This window comes from Novosphingobium sp. 1529 (assembly GCF_040544855.1).
Classification (GTDB): Bacteria; Pseudomonadota; Alphaproteobacteria; order Sphingomonadales; family Sphingomonadaceae; genus Novosphingobium; species Novosphingobium capsulatum.
This window is the reverse complement of record NZ_JBEPKW010000009.1, coordinates 96,659-118,134: the sequence shown is the minus strand read 5'-3', so window position 1 is coordinate 118,134 and position 21,476 is coordinate 96,659. Positions and strand designations below refer to the sequence as shown.

The 21,476-nt window shown below is 68.3% G+C and carries 18 protein-coding genes; 12 read left to right on the top strand and 6 right to left on the bottom strand.

Features of this window, described 5'->3' with window-relative positions; all coding sequences use genetic code 11:
- The first annotated feature begins 9 nt into the window (after nt 1-9).
- The 6 genes from ABIC78_RS16125 (at nt 10) to ABIC78_RS16100 (ending at nt 8,900) form a co-directional block, all read left to right on the top strand.
- Nucleotides 10-3,111 (top strand): efflux RND transporter permease subunit, encoded by a 3,102-nt coding sequence (locus ABIC78_RS16125; protein WP_171792808.1) that lies wholly within the window; start codon nt 10-12, stop codon nt 3,109-3,111.
- The gene (locus ABIC78_RS16120; protein ID WP_054130760.1) at nt 3,104-3,403 is read left to right on the top strand and encodes a DUF3240 family protein; all 300 of its coding nucleotides are present in this window, start codon (nt 3,104-3,106) and stop codon (nt 3,401-3,403) included. The genes ABIC78_RS16125 and ABIC78_RS16120 overlap by 8 nt, the downstream gene beginning before the upstream one ends.
- Nucleotides 3,403-4,686 (top strand): TolC family protein, encoded by a 1,284-nt coding sequence (locus ABIC78_RS16115; protein WP_171792809.1) that lies wholly within the window; start codon nt 3,403-3,405, stop codon nt 4,684-4,686. The genes ABIC78_RS16120 and ABIC78_RS16115 overlap by 1 nt, the downstream gene beginning before the upstream one ends.
- Before the next feature lie 126 nt (nt 4,687-4,812).
- Nucleotides 4,813-5,241 (top strand): hypothetical protein, encoded by a 429-nt coding sequence (locus ABIC78_RS16110; protein ID WP_171792810.1) that lies wholly within the window; start codon nt 4,813-4,815, stop codon nt 5,239-5,241.
- 153 nt (nt 5,242-5,394) lie between these two features.
- Nucleotides 5,395-7,821 (top strand): TonB-dependent receptor, encoded by a 2,427-nt coding sequence (locus ABIC78_RS16105; protein ID WP_354490788.1) that lies wholly within the window; start codon nt 5,395-5,397, stop codon nt 7,819-7,821.
- Nucleotides 7,821-8,900, top strand: coding sequence for a tyrosine-protein phosphatase (locus tag ABIC78_RS16100; RefSeq protein WP_354490786.1), 1,080 nt, complete (start codon nt 7,821-7,823; stop codon nt 8,898-8,900). The genes ABIC78_RS16105 and ABIC78_RS16100 overlap by 1 nt, the downstream gene beginning before the upstream one ends.
- Here the strand turns inward: ABIC78_RS16100 and ABIC78_RS16095 are convergent.
- From ABIC78_RS16095 to ABIC78_RS16085, 3 genes are all read right to left on the bottom strand, one after another.
- Nucleotides 8,888-10,219, bottom strand: coding sequence for an APC family permease (locus tag ABIC78_RS16095; protein WP_354490784.1), 1,332 nt, complete (start codon nt 10,217-10,219; stop codon nt 8,888-8,890). The genes ABIC78_RS16100 and ABIC78_RS16095 overlap by 13 nt on opposite strands.
- Nucleotides 10,212-11,243 (bottom strand): histone deacetylase family protein, encoded by a 1,032-nt coding sequence (locus ABIC78_RS16090; RefSeq protein WP_354490782.1) that lies wholly within the window; start codon nt 11,241-11,243, stop codon nt 10,212-10,214. Before ABIC78_RS16090 ends, ABIC78_RS16095 begins: the two co-directional genes overlap by 8 nt.
- 64 nt (nt 11,244-11,307) lie before the next feature.
- Entirely contained in the window at nt 11,308-12,210 is a 903-nt protein-coding gene (locus ABIC78_RS16085; RefSeq protein ID WP_062787298.1) for a LysR family transcriptional regulator, read from the bottom strand.
- A 125-nt stretch (nt 12,211-12,335) separates the two neighbouring features.
- On the opposite strand from ABIC78_RS16085, the gene ABIC78_RS16080 reads away from it, so the two are divergent.
- From ABIC78_RS16080 to ABIC78_RS16055, 6 genes are read left to right on the top strand one after another with little or no spacing between them, the layout of a single operon-like run.
- The gene (locus ABIC78_RS16080) at nt 12,336-12,758 is read left to right on the top strand and encodes an organic hydroperoxide resistance protein (RefSeq protein ID WP_022677311.1); all 423 of its coding nucleotides are present in this window, start codon (nt 12,336-12,338) and stop codon (nt 12,756-12,758) included.
- 35 nt (nt 12,759-12,793) lie between these two features.
- Nucleotides 12,794-13,477, top strand: coding sequence for a type 1 glutamine amidotransferase domain-containing protein (locus ABIC78_RS16075; RefSeq protein ID WP_354490780.1), 684 nt, complete (start codon nt 12,794-12,796; stop codon nt 13,475-13,477).
- A 19-nt stretch (nt 13,478-13,496) separates the two neighbouring features.
- A complete protein-coding gene (locus ABIC78_RS16070) occupies nt 13,497-15,584 on the top strand; it encodes an FUSC family protein (RefSeq protein WP_354490778.1) in 2,088 nt (695 codons plus the stop codon).
- Nucleotides 15,581-15,814, top strand: coding sequence for a DUF1656 domain-containing protein (locus ABIC78_RS16065; protein WP_231627534.1), 234 nt, complete (start codon nt 15,581-15,583; stop codon nt 15,812-15,814). Before ABIC78_RS16070 ends, ABIC78_RS16065 begins: the two co-directional genes overlap by 4 nt.
- Complete coding sequence (locus ABIC78_RS16060; protein ID WP_354490776.1) at nt 15,814-16,752, top strand: efflux RND transporter periplasmic adaptor subunit; 939 nt, start codon at nt 15,814-15,816, stop codon at nt 16,750-16,752. The genes ABIC78_RS16065 and ABIC78_RS16060 overlap by 1 nt, the downstream gene beginning before the upstream one ends.
- Nucleotides 16,749-18,155 carry an efflux transporter outer membrane subunit gene (locus tag ABIC78_RS16055; protein WP_354490774.1) on the top strand — a complete coding sequence of 469 codons (1,407 nt, stop codon included), beginning with the start codon at nt 16,749-16,751 and terminating at the stop codon, nt 18,153-18,155. Before ABIC78_RS16060 ends, ABIC78_RS16055 begins: the two co-directional genes overlap by 4 nt.
- 106 nt (nt 18,156-18,261) lie before the next feature.
- Here ABIC78_RS16055 and ABIC78_RS16050 read toward each other — a convergent pair whose 3' ends face one another.
- The 3 genes from ABIC78_RS16050 to ABIC78_RS16040 form a co-directional block, all read right to left on the bottom strand.
- Nucleotides 18,262-20,382: a xanthine dehydrogenase family protein molybdopterin-binding subunit gene (locus ABIC78_RS16050; RefSeq protein ID WP_354490772.1), complete on the bottom strand. Its 2,121-nt coding sequence runs from the start codon at nt 20,380-20,382 to the stop codon at nt 18,262-18,264.
- Between the two features lie 13 nt (nt 20,383-20,395).
- A complete protein-coding gene (locus tag ABIC78_RS16045) occupies nt 20,396-20,860 on the bottom strand; it encodes a (2Fe-2S)-binding protein (RefSeq protein ID WP_054130772.1) in 465 nt (154 codons plus the stop codon).
- 167 nt (nt 20,861-21,027) lie between these two features.
- Nucleotides 21,028-21,405: a c-type cytochrome gene (locus ABIC78_RS16040; protein WP_054130773.1), complete on the bottom strand. Its 378-nt coding sequence runs from the start codon at nt 21,403-21,405 to the stop codon at nt 21,028-21,030.
- Nucleotides 21,406-21,476 lie beyond the last annotated feature (71 nt).

Below are 21,476 nucleotides of genomic sequence, written 5' to 3'. Positions count from 1 at the left end.
GCCCGCCCCATGCTGCGCAAGCTAGTCGCGCTCTCGCTCTCCTATCGGCTGCTCGTGCTCGGCCTGGCGCTGGCCGTGGCGCTCCTGGGCACCTGGGCCTTCATCGGCCTGCCGGTCGATGCCTATCCCAATATCGCGCAAACCCAGGTCAAGATCATCCTCAAGGCGCCGGGCATGACGCCCGAGGAAGTCGAAAGCCGGGTGATCACGCCGATCGAAACCGAAATGCTGGGCATTCCCGGCCAAGCGGTGCTGCGCTCTACCGCGAAATACGCGATTGCCGACGTGACCATCGATTTCGTCGACGGGACCGACATCTATTGGGCGCGTAACCAAGTGGCCGAGCGGCTTTCAGGCGTGATGGCCGATCTGCCCGGTTCGGTCAGCGGCGGAATGGCGCCGATTTCCACGCCGCTATCCGACGTGCTGATGTTCACCATCGATGGCCCCCTGTCGCTTCAGCAAAAGCGCGAGCTGCTCGACTGGACGATCCGCCCCGCGCTGCGCACCGTGCCCGGCGTGGCCGATGTCAATGCGCTGGGCGGCTTTGTCCGCACGTTCGAGGTGCGCCCCGATCCCACCGCGCTGGCCGCCGCGCACCTGTCGATCGCGCAGATCAAGGCGGCGATCGAAAGCGGCAACCGCAACGATGGCGCCGGTCGCCTGGTCACCGGCGAGGAAGCGCTGATCGTGCGCACCGTCGGCGCGATCCAGACCGAGGCTGACCTGGCCGCGCTGGTCATCGCCAATCCGCAAGGGCGCGTGCTGCGTCTGGGCGATGTGGCGCAAGTCGGCACCGGCAGCCTTACCCGCTATGGCGCGGTGTCGCGCGGGGGCAAGGCAGAGACGGTCGAAGGGCTGGTGATCGCCCTGCGCGGGGCCGACGCGCAAAAGGTGGTTTCGGGGGTGAAGACCCGCCTCGCCGAACTGCAACACGCCCTGCCCGCCGGCACTACCATCCACACATTCTACGATCGCTCTGACCTGGTCGGCCGCGCGGTGTTCACCGTGGAAGAGGCGCTGGTCGAGGCGACGATCCTGGTGATCGTGCTGCTGGTGCTGTTCCTGGGTGATTGGCGCGCGGCGGCGATCGTGGCCACCACGCTGCCGATGGCCGCGCTGATCACGTTCCTGCTCATGCACCTGTTCGGGCTCTCGGCCAACCTGATGAGCCTGGGGGGCCTGGCCATCGCCATCGGCATGCTGGTCGATGGCGCTGTGGTGGTGGTGGAAAACGTGGTGGAGCGGCTGGGCCAGGCCAAGAATGACAGCCTGCCCCGGCTCAACCAGGTGTTCCGCGCCACGGCCGATGTGATCGTGCCGGTTTCGGCCGGGATCGTGATCATTGCCCTGGTGTTCCTGCCGCTGCTCTCGCTCCAGGGACTGGAAGGCAAGCTGTTTGCCCCGGTGGCGCTGACCATCGTGTTCGCGCTGGTCGGCTCGCTGCTGCTGGCGCTCACCCTGGTGCCGGTGCTGGCCTCGTTCGGCCTGGGCCAGGGCCACCATGGCGAGCCGTGGATCATGCGCTGGCTGGCCCCACGCTATCGCCGCCTGCTCGATGGTGCCTTTGCCCGCAAGGGTCTGGTCTATGCCCTGTCTGCCGGTGGCCTCGCCGTGGCAGTGCTGGCCTATGGCGCGGTGGGCAAGACCTTCATGCCGACGATGGATGAAGGCTCGGTCATCGTGCAGCTGACCAAGCTGCCCACGATCAACCTGGCGCAATCGACGCAGATCGACATGGCAGTGCAACGCGCGCTCAAGACCGTGCCCGAAGTGGCCGACGTGATCGCCCGCACCGGCTCTGACGAGATCGGCCTCGATCCCATGGGCCTCAATGAAACCGACAGCTTCGTGGTGCTCAAGCCGCAGTCCGAATGGCGCGGCAACAAGGATTTCGTGGTCGAGGAACTGCGCAAGGCGACCGAGGGCCTGCCCGGCGTGCAGACCACCTTCACCCAGCCCATCGAAATGCGCGTGTCCGAAATGCTCACCGGCGCGCGCGGCGATCTGGCGGTGAAGATCTTTGGCCCCGACACCCGCGTGCTGGCGGATCTGGCCACGCGCATCCAGGCAACGCTCAAGGGTGTGCGCGGCGCCACTGAAGTGCTGACCGTGGCCAACGACAATGTCGATTACCTGCAATTGAACATCGATCGCGTCGCGGCCGGGCGGCTGGGCATGCCGGTCGATCAGCTGGAAGACACTCTGCGCGCCGGGGTGGAAGGGATGCCCGCCGGCATCGTCGCCGAAGGGCAGCGGCGCGTGCCGATCGTGATCCGTGGCGATGACAGCTTGCGCAGCGATCCCACCCGCTTTGCCGATATGCAGATGGTCACCCCATCGGGCAGCGTGGCGCGCGTCGCCGATATGGCACACGTCTCGCGCACGGCAGGGCCGGTCAAGCTCGACCATGAAAACGCCTCGCGCTTTGCCCTGGTCCAGGCCTTCGTTTCGGGGCGCGATCTGGTCGGCTATGTCGAGGATGCCAAGGCGCAGGTGGCGCGAGCCGTGCCGCTGCCGGCAGGCTATCGCATCCAATGGGGCGGCCAGTTCGAAAACCAGCAGCGCGCCGCCGCGCGGCTGATGCTGGTCATTCCCATGGCGCTGCTGCTGATCTTTGGTGTGTTGCTGGCCACGCTGCGCTCGCTGCGCGCCTCGGGGCTGATCCTCGCCAACATTCCCTTTGCCATGGTCGGCGGCATCGTGTCGCTGTGGCTCTCGGGGGAATATCTCTCGGTGCCGGCCTCGGTCGGGTTCATCGCGCTGCTTGGCATCGCCGTGCTCAACGGGCTGGTGCTGGTCGCGTATTTCCGCCAACTGCGGGAAGAGGGCCTGCCCATGGCAGACGTCGTGCGCCAGGGCGCGGAACGGCGCCTGCGCCCCGTGCTGATGACTGCCAGCATCACCGCGTTCGGGCTGGTGCCGCTGCTGTTTTCCAGCGGGCCCGGCTCGGAAATCCAGCGGCCGCTGGCCATCGTGGTGATCGGTGGGCTGGTCACCTCCACTCTGCTCACGCTGGTGCTGCTACCGATCCTGTTTGCCCGGTTCGGGGAAAGCGCGGCCGAGCGTGACAACCAGACTGACCTCCCGACAGAGGCGCACCATGGCTGATCTGCTGCTCACCTTCCACTGCGCACGTGGCGATGCCGAAGGCCTGGCGCTGGCGCTGCGCGATGCCGCCGCAGCCCCGGTGCACCGCACTGACGAAATGGTGCTGGGCCACGACTATGCCGACGCCGGCACGGGCGAGCAGGTCGAAGGCCTGCTGCGCCGCGCCGCGCTGACGCTGATCGTGGCGCAAGACCGCTGCGCCGCGGTGGTCGACGCCGCGCGCGCTGCCCGCTGCCGCGCCCCGGTGCGCTGGCACGCGGTCCCCCTCCATTCCCACGGCAGGATTGCCTGATGCGCCGCTTGGCTTGCCTTCTCCTCACCGCCGCCCTGCTGCCAGCGGTCGTGCTGCCGACTGTGGCCTGGGCCGCGCCACTGCCCGAAGTGCCGCCGGCCAACCTGCCGCCCGAAGCGGTGGTGGTGGCCGCGCTGGACAACCACCCCACGGTCTCGGCCGCCGGGCAGCGCGTTTCCGCCGCGCGCGCCGCTGCCAATGCGCTGGCCAAGGGCACACACGAAGTGCTGGTGACGGGCACGATCCAGACGCGCGACGTGACCAACGAGCGCCGCTATGCCGAATTCGATACCCAGGTGCTGCGCCCCATCCGCCTGCCCGGCAAGGCCGCGCTCGATCGCGAGGCCGGGGTGCTGGGCGTGGACGTGGCGCACAACCGCATGGAAGACAGCCGCCACCAGACCGCGCTGCTGCTCTCGCAGCTATGGTTCGACTGGCTGACCGCGGGCGAGTTGCACCGCGTCGATCTCGCCAATGTCGCCGTGCTCGATGAAGCCCTGGCTGCGGTCACCCGCCGCCAGCAGTTGCGCGATGCCGCCGCGCTCGATGTGGACCAGGCCCGCGCCGCACGCGACCAGGCGCAGGGCACCGCCGCGATGAGCGCGGCCGACATGAACGAGGCGCGCGCGCTGCTGGCTGCCAACTTCCCCGACCTGCCCCTGCCCGATCAGCCACCCGCGCTGGGCGAGGTGCCCACGCCGGCCAATGACCTTGCCACGCTGCGCGATCTGGTCATCGCCCGCAGCCACGAAATCGGCGCGGCCGATCGCGAGGCGGCGCGGCTGGGCACCCTGGCGCGACGGGCAGAGCGCGATCGCACCGCCGATCCCAGCGTGGGCTTTCGCGCCTTCAGCGAACGCGGCGGGATGGAGCGCGGCGGCGGCCTGGTGCTGCAGATCCCACTGGGTGGTGGCTATCGCAAGGCCCTGGCCGAGGAAGCCGGCGCCCAGGCCAGCGCCGGCCTGCTCGACCTTGCCAATGTGCGCCGCGAAGTGGAAGCCATGGCCGATGGCGACCTCGCCAATGCCCGCGGCCGCCGTAGCGCGTGGGAAGGGATTGCCGCCTCGGCCCGCTCCACCGCGCAGGCCGCCACGCGCACCGCGCGCGGGCAGCAACTGGGTGCGATCGACCTGGCCGATGCCCTGCTCGCCCGCCGCCAGGCGCATGAGGCAGCGCGCCTGGAAGTGGCCGCACGCAGCGCCGCAATCCGCAGCCTGATCAAGCTGGAAATCGATTCTCACGTGATCTGGGCAGACGAAGACACCGACGAGCATCCGGCCTAACGATTGCCCGCCGCGCTGTCCCGCAACGGTGCAGCGCGTTTGCAACGTGGTTAGCGAATTTGACTCCCGCTGCCGGTCCGGCTTGGAAGAAATGGTCTGATTACCCCTGTCCCCGTGGAACCCGCCATGAACGCTTTGCCCCGCTGCCCCCACCCCGCCCTTATCCCGCTGGTCGCGCTGCTGCTCGGCGCGGGCGCGCTGCCCGTGGCGGCGCAGACGGCGGCAATTCTGCCGGTGGTCAGCCTGGCGCCGCCGCCGGCCGGCGTGGTTGTGGCCACGCCGCGCGTCGTGCAGCATGGCGATCACCTGGCCGTGGTGGCGATGATCCGCCATGGCGTGCAGACCGCGAAGGTGCGCCAAGGCCAGCTTGTGGCGCGCTATCGCCTTGCGGGCGCGACCAGCGATACGGTCGCCAGCGCGCGCTGCGATGTGCACCGCTGGCAGGAAGCCTGCACCGTGGCGCTGCCCGGGCTGACGGGCACCGGGTCGAGCGCCGCAGCGCTGGATGGCACCGCCCCGCAACAGGTGACCATCGCCTTTCAACCCCGCGCCTGATTGCCACGCCTGACCGAGATTCAGGACCAAAAGCCCGCAACTGCAAAAAATTTCCGGCTTGTTGCAGCGCAGTGACGAACCAGCACAGAGCGTCACCTGCCTGACATTCCCTCACCGTACTGGCCGCGCCAACACCAGTGAGGGAACCATTCCATGCCTATCCAGAACGCCACGCACCGTGGTGCGCGCCCGCATGCCCTGCGCACGGCCAGCGCCCTTGCCCTCTGCCTTGCCGGCGCCGCCCTGCCCGTCCTGGCGCATGCGGCCGCCGCCGAACCGGCGCCGGAGCCGGCCCCTGCCCCCGTGGCAGACCCCACGCTGACCAGCACGCTCGACCAGATCGTCGTCACCGCGCAAAAGCGCAAGACCGACCTGCAGAAGACGCCGATCGCCATCTCGGTGCTCAATGCCCAGGCCCTGGCCGATCGCCACATCCAGTCACTGGTCGATCTGCAATCCGGCGGCGTGCCCAGCCTGCGCGTCGCCCCGTTCTATTCGCGCAATTCGGCGCTGATCATGAACATCCGCGGCATCGGCGTGCTGTCCGACAGCAACCAGCCCGCGCGCGACCAGGGCGTGGGCGTCTATGTCGATGGCGTCTATCTCGGCCGCGCCCAGGGCCTGGGCACCGCGCTCTATGACATCGAGAACATCGAAGTGCTCAAAGGCCCGCAAGGCACGCTGTTTGGCCGCAACACCGAAGGCGGCGCGATCAACATCGTGACCAAGAAGCCCAGCGGCGAATTCCACGCCAATGCCCTGGTCGGCGCCGGCAACTATGGCAGCTACAAGGGCGAGCTGCATGTCGATCTGCCCAAGTGGGGCAACCTGGCGGCCAAGATCGATGGCGTGGTGTCGCACCGCGATGGCCTGGTCAAGAACCCGCTGGCCGGGCAGACCGATTTCAACTTCTACACCAAGCGCGGCCTGCGCGGCGAAGTGCTGTGGACGCCCACGCCCGATTTCAGCGCCGACTATGCCTATGACACGTCCTACGACGCATCGAGCCCGCTCTATGCCCAGACGGTGAGCGCCGGCACGCTCAAGCGCCCCGTCGCCTATCCGCTCGAACCCAACCGCGTGGGCGTGGCCGCCGTCGGCGTGACGCAGCAGCCCAGCGTGGGCAAGACCCATGGCCACCGCCTGCTGCTGGAATGGCACCTCGACCCGCACCTTCAGGTCAAGTCGATCGCCTCATACCGTGAACTGACCCAGTCGCAGTATGACAACGGCTCGGCCACGACCAGCGCGATCAGCGCCACCGGCAATTTCACCGGCGCCAAGTTCTCGCGCTACAGCCTGGCCCAGTTCCGTCAGAACCAGGCGAGCGAAGAGCTGCAACTGCTGGGCGATTATGACCGCGTGAAATTCGTGGCCGGCGCGATGTGGTACCAGGAAAAGGTCCAGGACAACGCCCAGGCGTTCTACACCATGGCCTTCTCCGATGCCGCCGGCAGCGCCACCACGGTGATCCCCTATGTTACCTACGATGGCATTACCATCGACCGCGCCAGCCACGTCACCACCACCAGCGTGGGCGTGTTCGGCCAGGGCACCTATACCCCCGATCTGGCTGGTGACATCTTTCACCTGACGTTGGGCGCGCGCTGGACGCACGACAAGAAGGAAGGTTCGCTGTTCACCGTCAACGGCGCCACGCCTTCGGTCAACGGCGTCACCGCGCCGCGCCTGCTCGACGCCAGCTGGTCACGCGTCGATCCGATGATCAACCTGGCGATCGATGCCAGCGAAGACGTGCATCTCTATGGCAAGTGGAGCACGGGCTACAAATCGGGTGGGGCCAACTCGCGCTCGCTCACCTATGCCCCGTTCAATCCCGAAACCGTCTCGATGTTCGAACTGGGCGCCAAGACCGAATTCTGGGACAAGCGCGCCCGCTTCAACGTGGCCGCCTACACCGGCACCTACAAGAACATCCAGCTCGATTTCAGCGCCAACTATCTGCAGTATGATGCCCAGGGCAACCTGCTCAACACCACCCGCACCACCACCGAAACCCACAATGCGCCGGGCACTGGGCGTCTCAAGGGGATCGAGGCCGATTTCACGGTCAAGCCCATCCCGCAGCTGACGCTGGGCGCCAGCTATGCCTATACCAGCGTCAAGATCCCCAATACGTCGAACCCGTTTCCGCAGGCCAACGGGGTGATCATCACCACCCCGATCCCGATCTACCAGGTCTATACGCCCAAGCATGCCGCCAGTGGCACGGTGGACGTCACCCTGCCGGTGGCTGCAGCGGAACTGCGCCTGCATCTCGATGCCAACTATGACAGCGGGTTCTACGCCAACTACGTCGATCCCGGCTTCAACACGGCCACGGGCGCTGTCACTCTGGCCCAGCCCAAGGGCGATGCCAGCGTGACGTTCAATGGCCGCATCGGCCTGGCTGACATTGCCCTGGGCGCCAACGGCGCCAAGATGCAGGTCTCGGTCTGGGGCCGCAACATCTTCAACGAACAGCATATGTTCTACAAGGCGGCGAGCGCGCTGGTCGGTACCTATGGCTTCTTCAACGAAGCGCGCACCTGGGGCGTGGAAGCACAGGTCCGGTTCTGATGCGCCGCACCCATCTTGGCGCCTGGGCTCTCGGGCTGGTCCTGGCGGCCAGCCCGGCGCTCGCCCCGCAGACACTGGCCCGCGCCCATGATGCCATCGCCAGCCGCAGCGATGCCGCCACGCTGCTGGTCGATTGGCAGGCCAGCGGTCCGGTCGATGTCTATCTGGCGACCCGCCCCGATGCCCCGCTGGCCAACGCGCGGCCCGTGGCGCGCGCGGTGCGCAGCGGCCATGCGAAGGTGCGGGCCGCAGCCACGCCGCGCCCCTACGTGCTGCTGCGCGACCGGTCTGATGGCCGCGTCACCACGGTGGCCGAACGCATGCTGCCCCTGGCACAGGGATCGAACTTTCGCGATCTGGGCGGCTATCCGGCTGCCGATGGCAAGACGGTGCGCTGGGGCCTGATCTATCGGTCGGGCGCCACGCCGCTGCTATCGCCGGCCGATATCGCCATGGTGCGTGGCCTCGGCCTGACCACGATGGTCGACCTGCGCTCTGACGAGGAACGCCGCCTGGCGCCCACCCGCCTGGCGGACCAGATCCACCAAGATGCGGTGCCCTATTCGATGATGGCGCTGTTTGCCGGCAACCACGGCAAGGTCACCGGCAATGGCGGGGCGCTCTATCGCCAGTTCCCCACCCTGCTGGCGCCGCAGGTGCGCCTGGTGTTCGACCGGCTCAAGGCCCATGACGGCCCGATCGAATACAATTGCTCGGCGGGGCAGGATCGCACCGGGTTCATGACCGCGCTGATCCTCTCGGCGCTGGGCACGCCGCGCGCGGTGATCCTTCAGGACTATGACCTGTCTACCGCGCTGCGCCGTCCGGAATGGGAAATGCCCCGCATCGACGCGGCCACCGCCGCCAGCGATCCGGTCGCCCGGCTGTTTGCCGGCTATCAGGCCAACCCGGCGATGGCCCGGCCGCAACCGCTGCACGATCCCGATGGCCGCACGTTCCTCGCCAGCGCGCTGGACGAGATCGACACGCGCTATGGCTCGGTCGAAGGGTATCTGGACAAGGTGGCCGGTGTCAGCGCCGCCGATATCGCCGCACTGCGCAAGGCCTATACCGAATAGGCCAGATCGCTGGCCGGGGGCGGCGCATGGCGCGCTGCCCCTTGCCACCAGGCCAGCCCCAGGACCAGCCAGCCGCAGCCGAGCAGCAGCGCCCAGGCGCCCATGCCCGTAAGGATCGCGGCAATTACCGCCAGGCCGACCACGGGCGAGACCACGTGGAGCGCCAGGTTGCGCCGCGCCGACTTGCGGAAATGCACGAAGACGCACACGTGCAGCAGGGCAAACCCGGTCAGCGCGCCAAAGTTGACCAGCGTCGCCAGGAAATCCAGCGCGTCGCGAAACGCCAGCGCCACCACCAGCGACAGGGCCGTCGTGGCCAGCATCGCCACCCAGGGCGTGTTGTGGCGCGGGTGCAGCCGGGCAAAGGCGCCGGGCACCTGGCCATCGCGCCCCATGGCATAGAGCACGCGCGCCACGCCCACCTGCATCGGCAGGGCATTGGTAAAGCCCACCATCAGCGCAGTGAACCAGGCCAGCGCCGGCCGGGCCCAGCCACCCAGCAGCATGCCCGCCACATCGTAATGGGCCGCCTCCAGGCTGGCAAAGTGCCGCCCGACCATGGCATTGCCCAGAACCCAGGTGGAAAGGCCGAAAAACACCGTGGCCAGGGCCAGCACCGCCAATATCGCCCGGCCCAGCGTGCGCCCGCTGCGATCGGCAGTATCTTCCGCCAGGGTCGATACCGCATCAAAGCCCAGGAAGCTCAGCACACAGACCGACGTGCCCGCCAGCACCCCACGCCAGGGCAGCGGATCGGCCCAGACCGGTGCCGGCGAAAACGCCTGCTCCGGCCCCAGGAAGACAATCCCCGCGCTCACCAACAGGGCGGTGATGGCAATCTGGCTGATGACGCTCACCGCATTGAACACGCTGGTCGAGCGAATACCGAACCAGTTGACCGCGGTGGTGAATGCCAGCAGCGCCACGATCCACACCGCGCGGTCGACATCCGGCATCAACTGGCCCAGCGCCACGGCCATGATCACATAGACCAGCGAGGGGATGAGCAGGTAATCGAGCAGGATCATCCAGCCGCCCATGAATCCGGCAAACGGCCCCAGCGCGGCGCGGGCGAAGCCATAGAGCGATCCTGCGTTGCGCACCTCGCGCACCATCACGGCATAGCTGGTGGCGGTGAAAGCCATGCACAGCCCGCCCAAGAGATAGGACAGCGCGATCAGCCCGTGGGCCTTGCCCCAGACCACGCCCAGCGTGTTGAGCGGCGCCGATGGCGCAATCAGCGCCAGGCCATAGCCAATGAGGTGCCAGAACCCCAATCGGCCCTGCAGCCCAGCTCCCGTGCCGGCCCCATCAGCCATGGGCAAAGCCTTCGAGCACATTGGCCACGTTGGTGCCGATGTCGCCCACGGCATAGCCGCCTTCCATCACGAACAGCGTAGGCAGGCCCAGCGCCGCCACCCGCGCCCCGATGCGGGTGAAATCGGCGCTCGCCAGCTTGAAATGGCTGATCGGATCGCCGGCAAAGGTATCGACCCCCAGCGACACCACCAGCGCCTGCGCGCCGAATGCCGCGATGGCCGCGCAGCCTGTATCGAGCGCGGCCAGGTAGGCCCCGGCCGCCGTGCCCCAGGGCAATGGCAGGTTGAGAGTGCACCCCTGCCCGGCGCCGCTGCCGGTTTCATCGGCAAAGCCGGCAAAGAACGGGTATTCCACCGCCGGATCGCCGTGGAGCGAGGCGAAGAACACGTCGGCGCGGTCATAGAAGATTGCCTGCGTACCATTGCCATGGTGATAGTCGACATCGAGCACGGCCACTTTGGCCACCCCGGCATCGCGCATCGCCTGCGCCGCGATCGCGGCATTGTTGAGATAGCAAAAGCCGCCCATCGCGCGCGGGCCCGCGTGGTGGCCGGGCGGGCGGCACAGGGCAAAGGCGGCGCGCTCTCCGCCCAAGACAGCCGCCGCGCCGGTCAGCGCGCAGTCTGCGCTGGCCTGAACCGCCGCCCACGTGCCAGCCGTGATCGGCACGGCGGCATCGATGCTGTAGAACCCCAGCTTGCCATCGATGTGAGCGGGCACGCGGTCTGCGCGCAGGTCGCGCGCCGGCCAGGCATAGGGCAAGGCATCGCCGATTTCGCCCAGCGCGCACCATTCGTCCCAGGCGCTGGCCAGGAAATCGACATAGTCGGCCGCGTGCACCCGCTCCACCGGCGCGCGCCCGTGCCGCACCGGCGCCACCACCGGGCCCAGCCCGCGCCCGGCCACGCTGGCCAGGATCTGCTCCACCCGCGCCGGCATTTCAAAGCAGGGCACGATCCGCCCGCGATAGAATTCGCCCGCGCCGTGATGCAGGCGATGGTCGTCGCTGTGGATCGTCAACATGGTGCCCCCGCCACGACCGCTGTGATCGCAGCATCATGGCGCAATCACCCGCGATGACAAGCGCCTATTGCTGGTAAAGGCGCCAGATCAGCGCATGGCGCACGTGGGCCACGCGCGGCTGGCGCAGCGCGGCGGGCGACCACAGCAGGTGATAGCTCAGGTGATCCTGCCCGGCGGCGGTGCCGGGAATATCGGCAAGGTCGCCGGCTTCGAGATGCGCGCGGCACAGATATTCGGGCAAAACCGTCCAGCCATGCCCGCCCATCAGCAGACCGCGCAGGCTGCGCACGTCCAGCCCGACCATCGCCGGCGTGGTCAGTTCGGGGTTCAGGCCATTGTGGCGCAGCCAGTTGTCGATCAGCGGGTAATCGAGGCCGTAGGACAGCAGCGGCAGCCCGGCCAGGAACGTGGCAAGATCCGTCCCCGCGGCCAGCGCCGCGCGCAGCCGCGCCACCACCGCAGGCGCTGCCACGGCGCGGGTCGCCTCGTCACGCAAATGCTCCCCGCGCAGGCGGCGGTCTGCGGCGGGAAATCCCGAAACGCCCAGGTCTGCCTCGCCATGGATCAGCATGCGCTCGATCTCGCCCCGCGTGCCGCCGTGCAGGCGCACGCGAATGCCGCTTTCCAGCAGCGTGCCCAGCTGCGGCGCCACCACTTCCGACAGGAAATCGGGATGCCCGACGATCTGGATCGACCCGGCCAGCAGGGCCGATCGCGCGCGGGCCTGCGCCAGGGCCGCCTCGGCCTGGTCCAGCCGATCGCCAATGTCCGATGCCAGTTCGTCGGCCGTGCCCGTGGGCACCACCCCGCGCCCGTGCCGTTCGAACAGCGGCCGGCCGATGGTTTCTTCCAGGCTGGCGATCTGCTGGGAAATGGCCGGCTGGGTCAGCCCCAGGTTGCGCGCCGCCGTGGTGAACGAGCGCTGGCGATAGACTTCGACAAAGGCGCGCAGGCGGTTGAGCGACATAGCGCAATCCATAAGGAATTTTATGGATGTTGGCCATAACGCTTCTTGGCGCGGCGTCGCGTTCGCGCCTAGATGCCCTGTGCCAACGGCCAATGCCCCGGTTCTGCCGCTTGAGAGACCCGTCCATGCTCACCGATTGCCTCTATCAGGCCAGCGCCAGCGCGCATGGCGGCCGCGAAGGCCAGGTTGCGACCAGCGATGGCACGCTGCATGCCTGGCTTGATCTTCCCGCCGAACTGGGCGGCCGTGGCCATGGCAACAATCCCGAGCAGCTGTTTGCCGCAGGCTATGCCGCGTGTTTCCTCAGCACGATGAAAACGCTGAAGAATCAGAATCATCCGCCGCTTCCCGGCGATGCCAGCGTCACCGCCACGGTGGGCCTGGCGCCCCGCCCCGAAGGCGGCTTTGGCCTGGGCATCACGCTGGCGGTATCCTTGCCCGGCATGGATCCAAAACGCGCTCGTGCGTTGATGGAGGCCGCCCATGGGGCCTGCCCTTATAGCCGGGCGATCATGGGGAATGTCCCTGTCCATCTTTCGCTGGCATGATCGCTTCGATCGGCCAGCCGCTCTGGAGTAAATCCATGAAGATTCTTATGGTCCTGACCTCGCACGACGAACTTGGCAACACTGGCCACAAGACCGGCTTCTGGCTGGAAGAGTTTGCCGCCCCCTATTACGTGTTCAAGGATGCCGGGGCCGAGATCGTCCTGGCCTCGCCCGCCGGCGGGCAGCCCCCGCTCGATCCGCGCAGCGATGAACCCGATGCCCAGACGCCTGCCACCGAACGCTTCCGTGCCGATACTGCCGCGCAGCAGGCGCTGGCCCACACCACGCCGCTGGCCGATGTCGATGCCGCCGGCTTTGACGCGGTGTTCTATCCCGGCGGCCACGGCCCGCTGTGGGATCTGGCGGAAAGCCCGGTGTCCATCGCCCTGATCGAAGCCTTCGATCGCGCCGGCAAGCCGCTCGGCCTGGTCTGCCACGCCCCCGGCGCGCTGCGCCACGTCAAGGGCGCCGATGGCCGCCCGATCGTGGCCGGCCGCCCCGTCACCGGCTTTTCCAACAGCGAGGAAGAGGCCGTTGGCCTGACCCAGGTGGTGCCGTTCCTGATCGAGGATGAATTCACGGCACAGGGCGGCGACTATCGCAAGGGTCCGGATTGGGGCGTGTTCACGCTGGAAGACGGCAACCTGGTAACCGGGCAGAACCCGGCCAGTTCCGAAGCGGTGGCGCGCATCCTGCTGCGCCAGTTGCAAGCGGCCTGAACGAAAGCAGCCCGATCCCATGTTTCTGTTTCCCAAAGCCTGGGTGCAACCCCTGCTGTTTTCGGCCAAGACCGTGGCGGCGGGGTTTCTGGCGCTGTGGATCGGGCTGTGGGTCGGGCTGCCGTTCCCGTTCTGGGCGATGACGACCGCGTTCATCGTCTCCAATCCGCTGGCCGGGGCCACCCGCTCCAAGGCGATCTACCGCGTGATCGGCACGTTTGTCGGCGCGGTCTTTGCCGTGGCCGTGGTGCCGGTGCTAGTCGATACGCCGATGATCCTCTCCACCGTGCTGGCGCTGTGGGTGGGGGGCTGTCTCACCGTGTCGCTGCTCGATCGCTCGGCACGGTCCTATACCCTGATGCTCGCCGGCTATACCGCGGCGATCATCGCCTTTCCTTCGGTCAACCAGCCCTATGCCGTGTTCGATACCGCGGTTGCCCGCGTTACCGAAATCACGCTGGGGATCGTTGCCGCCACCCTCACCCACAGCCTGTTCCTGCCGCAATCGGTGGCCGTGCCGCTGGGCGCGCGGCTGGAACGCTGGCTGGGCGATGCCGAAGCCTGGCTCGCCGATTGCGTGCGCAGCGCCGATGACGGCGGCGCCCCGCGCCGTGCCCCGCGCGAACAGCAGCAACTGGCCGTCGACGTGGTCGATTGCGCGCTGATGGCCATTCATGTGCCCTACGATACCTCGCACTGGCGCGAGATGACCGGCACGCTGCGCGCGCTGCTCGAACGCATGCTCGTGCTGCTGCCGCTGCTCTCGGGCCTGTCTGACCGGCGCAGCGCCATCGCCACCGAAGATGCCTGCGCCGATCCCGATCTGGAAAGTGCCCAGGCCGCCACCCGCGCCTGGATCGCGGCGGGTTGCCCCGCGCTCGATCGCCCGGCGATCGCCGTGCCCGAAAGCATACGCCCGCAATCCTGGCACGATCTGCTGGCAACCAGCTATCGCGTGCGCCTGGCCCAGGTGGTGACGCTGCTGGCCGATTGCCGCCAGGCGCTCGACCACCTGCGCGATCCGCGCCAGCCGCTGCCCGCCTCGTTGCGCAGCCCGCGCGCCGCGCTGCGCCTGCACCAGGATCTGGGCCATGCCTTGATGGCGGGCATCGCTGCGTCGGTGGCCGTGATCGCCTGCTGCGCGCTGTGGATCTATTCCGGCTGGGCCGATGGCGCGGGCGCAGCGGCGATGACGGCGGTGTTCTGCTGCCTGTTTGCCGCGATGGACAATCCCATCCCGGTGATCCTGCGCTTTGGCGTGGCGATCTGCGCGGGCGTGCCGCTGGCGGGCATCTACCTGTTCGAAGTGCTGCCCTATGTGCACGATTTCACCGTGATGGCACTGGTCATGGCGCCCACCCTGCTGGCGATCGCCGCGTTCATTCCCCATCCCCGCCTGGGTGGCCAGGCCACTGCCATGGCCATGGGGTTCTGCAGCGCGCTGGCCATTCAGGAAAGTTTCCACCCCGATTTCGAACGCTTTGTGAACAGCAACATCGGCCAGGTCCTGGCCGTTGTCCTGGCCGCAGGGTTCACCGCCGGCCTGCGCAACCTGGGCACCGACGTGGCGATCGCCCGCCTGCTGCGCGCGCTGCAACGCGATCTGGTGCGGCTGTCCACCACCGCCACGCCGCCCGATCCCGCGCTGGCACTGGGCCGGGTGATCGACCAGACAGCCCTGCTGACGCAGCGCCTGGGCGCTGATCCCGCTGGCTCGCTGGCGGCGCAGGCCGCGCTGCGCGAGGTGCGCCTGGCAATCAACCTGGTGGCGATCCAGCACGCCCGCGCCGCCGCGCCGCTGCGCCAGCAGCGCGCGCTGGCCAGCCTGCTGCGCGAGGCGGCCCGCTATTTCCGCGCCTGGCGCCCCGATGCCCCACCCCCGGCCGACGCCCGGCTGCAGCACCGTATCGATCGCGCGCTGCGCCTCATCCTCAAGGAAGGCGGCCCGGTGCGCCCGCCACCGCTGCCCTTTGGCCACCCCGATGCGCCCGATGCGCCCCATGCCATCGCCGCGCTGATCGCCCTGCGCCGCAATCTTTTCCCCAATAGCCCCGGCCCGGTCCTGCCCCTGACAGCAGCCCCCGCCGTGGTGGAGCCACTGGCATGAACCCGCCGACGCCTGCTTTTTCCGAATACATGTTCGGCGAAGTCTTCGTGGCTTCGGCGCCGGTCACCGCCACGGTCGCGCTGATCCTGGCGCTGATCGTGCACCGCGTGCTGGTGGCGCTGCGTTTCTACCGCTGGGTCTGGCACCCGGTCTTGTTCGATACTGCCATGTTCGTGGCATTCTGGGCGCTGCTCGTGCGCTTTCCCCAGTTGATCAATGGATGGCTCTGATGTCGCTGCTCGCTTCCCCCACCTTTCGCAAGACCGTCCAGATCGGCGTGACCGGCGCCATCGTCATCGTCGCGGCCATCGGCGCGCGTTCGCTGTGGCTGCATTACCAGGCCGATCCGTGGACGCGCGATGGCCGCGTGCGCGCCGATGTGGTGCAGGTGGCACCCGATGTGCAGGGCCTGGTCACCCAGGTCGCCGTGGTCAACGACCAGCCGGTGCACAAGGGTGACGTGCTGTTCCAGATCGACACCGCGCGCTATGCCCTGGCCGTGCGCCAGGCCGACGATGCCATCGCCCAGGCCCGCACCGGGATCACCCGCGCCCGCGTCGCCCTGGCCGAGGCGCAGCGCGAGGCGGCGCGCAACCGTGGCCTGGGTGATCTGGTGCCGCTGGAAGTGACGCAGCAGAGCGAAACCAAGGTGGCCGACGCCCAGGCCCAGGTCGCCGCTGCCCAGGTCATGCTGGAAACCGCGCAAAGCCAGCGCGAGATGGCCCGGCTCAACCTCGATCGCGCCACCGTGCGCGCCCCGGTCGATGGCACGATTTCCGACCAGACGCTGCGCCCGGGCAACTATGTCGCGCCGGGCAAGGCGGTGATGGCGCTGGTCGACAACAGCTCGCTGCGCATCGAGGGCTATTTCGAGGAAACCAAGCTGGCCCATGTCCACGTTGGTCAGCGCGCCACCGTGCGCCTGATGGGTGAGGATCGCCTGCTCAAGGGCCATGTCACCTCGATCGCGATGGCGATCGAGGATCACGATCGCACTGGCAGCGCCTCGATGCTGCCCTCGATCAACCCCAGCTTTTCCTGGGTGCGCCTGCCCCAGCGCGTGCCGGTGCGCATCGCCCTGGATGAACGCCCGGCCAATGTCGCGCTGATCGCCGGGCGCACCGCCTCGGTCACCCTCGCGCCCGACAAGCAGGAGAACACCCGGTGAAGCGCCTTTTCCTGATCGGTTCGGCCATGCTGGCACTGGCCGGCTGCAAGGCAGTTGGCCCCGATTACCACTTGCCAAAGGATGCAGCGATCACGCGGCCGGCGGCGCAGGGCGCATTCCAGTCCGCCTCCGCCGCGCTGACCACGGCCGATCCGCTGCCGGCGCGCTGGTGGCATCTCTATGATGATCCCGTGCTCGATGGGCTGGAAGAGCAGGCGCTGGCCGCCAATACCGATCTGCGCGTGGCCGCGGCCAACCTAGCCCGCGCGCGCGCCGTCACGGCCGTGGCCGAAGGCGGCAAGGAAGTGGATTTCGGGGTTTCGGCCGGGGGGCAGCACGCGCGCCTGTCGGGGCAGTCCTATCTGCAGAACGAGCAGTTGCCGGTTGCCGATATCGGCGATGTGGGGGCGGAAATGAGCTATCAGATCGATCTGTTCGGCCGCATCCGCCGCCAGATTGAGGCCGCCCGTGCCGATGAGGAAGCGATCTCCGCCACGCAGGATGCGGTCAAGGTCACCGTCGCGGCCGATGTGGCGCGGGCCTATGTCGGCGTGTGTGCCGCCCACGCCGCCGAAGACCTGGCGCAGCGCGCGATCACCCTGCAAGGGCATCTGGTCGATATCAACCGCCGCCTGGTCTCGGCCGGGCGCAGCGCCGCTCCCGATGTTACCGCCGCGCAAGGCCGCCTGGCCCAGGCGCAGGCCGCTCTGCCCACCTATCGCGCCGCCGCACGAGCTGCGCTCTATCGCCTGGCCGCGCTCACCGGCAAAGTGCCGGCCGATTACCCGCGCGAGGCGGAAAGCTGCCGCAGCGTGCCCGAGATGAAAACGCCGCTGCCGGTGGGCGATGGCGCGGCCCTGCTGCGCCGCCGCCCCGATGTGCGCGCGGCAGAGCGGCAACTGGCCGGCGCCACTGCGCGCATCGGCGTGGCCACGGCCGATCTCTATCCCTCGATCGGCATCGGCCTTTCCGCCGGCTCCACCGGCTTCGTCAAGGATCTGGGGCTGCCGGCAGCCAATCGCTGGTCGATCGGCGGGCTGCTGCACTGGTCGATCCCCGGCGCCGGCGCCCGCGCGCGGGTCAAGGCCGCCGATGCCAGTGCCGATGCCGCGCTCGCGCATTTCGATGGCGTGGTGCTCGGCGCCTTGCGCGAAACCGAAACGGCACTCGCCACCTATGCCGAAAACCATGATCGCCATGCCGCGCTGGATGAAGCGCTGGCCTCTGCCCGCACCGCGTCCGACCAAGCCCGCCGCCTGCGCGAGGCCGGCCGCGCTGCCATCACCAGCGACATTGGTGGCCGCCAGGGCGTGATCGGCGCCGAAGCCGCCGTGCTCAATTCGCGCGTGGAACTGGCCAACGACCAGGTCAACCTGTTCCTGGCGCTCGGCGGCGGCTGGTAAAGCAGAGAAAGCGGGACCCCGGATCAAGTCCGAGGTGACGATGAATAGCCCAATACCCTTTTCGTCGCCCCGGACTTGATCCGGGGCCCCACGCAAGCCTGTCGGCTCAGGCCGCCTCGAACCCGGCCTGCAACGGCACCTGCCGCACCCGCTTGCCCGTGGCGGCAAACAGCGCGTTGGCCACCGCCGGGGCGATCACCGCCGCGGGCGGCTCGCCCATGCCCCCTGGCGCGTTGTCCGTCGGCATCACGTGGGTGATCACGCGCGGCGCCTCGTTCATGCGCAGCGGGCGCACGTCGTTATAGTTGGACTGCGCGATACGGCCTTTCTCCAGCGTCACCCCGCCATAGAGCGCGGCCGACAGGGCAAAGGTCACCCCGCCTTCGATCTGCGCCTTCACCCCCAGGGGGTTGATCGCCGGGCCGCAATCCACTGCCACGGTCACCTGCGGCACAGCGATCTGCTTTTGCGCATCGACCTTCACATGGGCCACCGCCGCCAGGCAGGTGTCCCAGATATGCAGCACGGCCAGGCCCAGCCCTTCGCCCTTGGGCAGCGCCTTGCCCCAGCCAGCCTCGGCGGCGGCCTTTTGCAGCACCGCCCGTGCGCGCGGATCGGTGATCTGCGCCAGGCGCCAGGCCAGCGGGTCTTGTCCGGCGGCCAGCGCCAGTTCGTCGGCAAAGCTTTCGATCACGAAGGTATTGCGCAGGCCGCCCACGCCACGCCACCAGCCGGTGGGCATGGCGCTTTCCACCTGTTTGAACGTAACCAGCCGCGCCTTGGCCGGGTAGAGCGGGGCGATCGCGCCATCGACGGCATCATCGTCCACCCCGTTGAACTTGTCGCCCAGGAAGCGCGCCATCACCGCCGATCCGGCGATGCGATGCTCCCACGCGGTGACCTTGCCCGCCTGGTCCAGGCTGGCGCTGATGCGATCGGCATAGGCCGGGCGCACCATGTCGTGCTGGATATCCTCCTCGCGCGTCCACACCAGCTTGACCGGATAGGGCACCTTGGCCGCCAGGCTGACCGTGCGCTCCACCATGTCGGTTTCCAGCCGCCGGCCAAAGCCACCGCCCATCAGGAAGTTGTGCACCTGGACCTTGTCTTCGGCCACGCCCGCCGTGCGCGCCGCTGCCGCGCGGCAATCGCTGGGCACTTGCGTTCCGGTCCACACCTGGACGCCCTGCGGCGTGACATGGGCGGTGCAATTGCCGGGCTCCATCGTGGCATGGGCCAGGAACGGCTGGTGATAAAGCGCTTCCACGGTCTTGGCGGCGCCGGCGCGGGCCTGGGCCAGATCGCCCTCGGCCTTGGCCGTCACGCCCGGCTTGGACACGGCGGCATCGAGCGCGGCCACGACCTGGGCCTGGTCCAGCCCGGCATTGGCGCCCTCGTTCCAGGTCGGCGCGGCGGCCTCGAGGCCCTTCTTGGCCGTCCACAGGCTGTCAGCCGTCACGAACAGGCAGTCGTCCAGCGCGATCACGTCTGCCACGCCGGGCACGGCTTTGGCCGCTGCGGCGTTGTGGCTGGCCAGCTTGCCGCCGAACACCGGCGATTGCGCCAGCGTGGCAATCTTCATGCCCGGCACTTTCACATCGATGCCGAACTGCGCGGTGCCGCGCACCTTGTCCGCCGAATCGAGCCGGCGGGTATCCTTGCCGATCACTTTCCAGGCAGATCGCGGCGTGGGCGTGGCGTCGGTCGGCACATGCGCAGCGGCATCGGCGACCAGCGCGGCGAAGCCCAGCCGCTTGCCCGATGCCGGATTTACCACCGCGCCATCGGCCAGAGTCAGGCCATCGGGCATGACTTTCCACTGCCGCGCCGCCGCATCCACCAGCGCGGCGCGCGCATTGGCAGCGGCCTGGCGCAGCGGCTTCCACAGCTCGCGGATCGACGTAGAGCCACCCGTGGTAGTATCGATCGGCGCAAAGCGGGCGCGGTCGGCCGGCGGGATCGACACCTTGACCGCGCTGGGCGCCAGGCCCAGTTCCTCGGCCACCAGCATGGTCAGCGCGGTCATGATGCCCTGGCCCATTTCGGTCTTGGGCAGGGCAAGCGACACGGCGCCATCAGGCAGCACCGCAAGATAGCCATTGGCCGCCAGCTGGGCGGCGGGAACGCTGCTCAACGCGCGGTGCAGCGGCACCACCAGGGCGCTGGCCAGCACAGCCGATCCGGCAAGGAACGCGCGGCGCGAAGGGGTGGCGATGGGCGTGGTCATCGGTCTTCCCCCCTCAGGCCTTGATCGTGTCAGCGGCGCGGTGGATCGCGGCGCGGATGCGGTTATAGGTGCCACAGCGGCAGATATTGCCGCTCATCCCTTCATCGATCGCGGCATCATCGGGCTTGGGATTGGCCTTGAGCAGCGCGGCGGCGGCCACGATCTGCCCGGGCTGGCAATAGCCGCACTGCACTACGTCCAGCTCTTCCCAGGCGGCTGCCAGGGCCTGCCCCAGCGGCTGGCCAGTCAGTCCCTCGATCGTGGTCACGGCCTTGCCGGCCACATCGGCCACTGGCGTCTGGCAGGCAAACAGGCGCTGCCCGTCCACCAGCACGCTGCACGCGCCGCACAGGCCCGCCCCGCAACCGAACTTGACGCCGGTCACCCCGGCGATATCGCGCAACGCCCACAGCAGCGGCATGTCTTCCGCCACGGCCAGGGTGCGTTGCTTGCCATCGATTGTCAGCGAAACGGGCATATGCGGTGCTCCGGTCTAATGGGCGTGGTCTGGCGTTTGCTCCCTCGTCGTCATCCCGGACTTGGTCCGGGATCCCGCTTTTTGCTCATCCAGCCTCAAAGGGCAGCGGGACCCCGGGTCAAGCCCGGGGTGACGATGAGGGGGCGCATCTTACGCCATCGCGGGCATCAGTGCAGGGTCTTGAGATAGGCGATCACGTCGGCGCGCTTCTTGGCATCGGGAATGGCGACGACCATGCGCGTGCCCGGCACCAGCTTGCCCGGCGCGGTCAGGAAGGTGTCCAGCGTCTTGGGATCCCAGGTCTTGCCCGAATTCTTGAGCGCGGTGGAATAGGCAAACGCGGTGGAACCGGCCTGGCGCCCGACCACGCCCCACAGGTTGGGCGCGGCAAAGCCCTTGGCGCCGGCGGTGTTGACATGGCACATCTGGCACTGCTGCTTGAACATGGCGGCCCCGGCAGCGGCATTCTGGGCATGGGCCACAGGCGCCGTCACGGCTGCGGCCAGGCCCACCAGGGCAGAAACGAACAGGGGGATACGACGCATTATCGACCGTCCTTCAGGTGTTGATCGCGGATATCCCGGCCACGGAGTGGCAGCGGGATCGTAACGTGGGA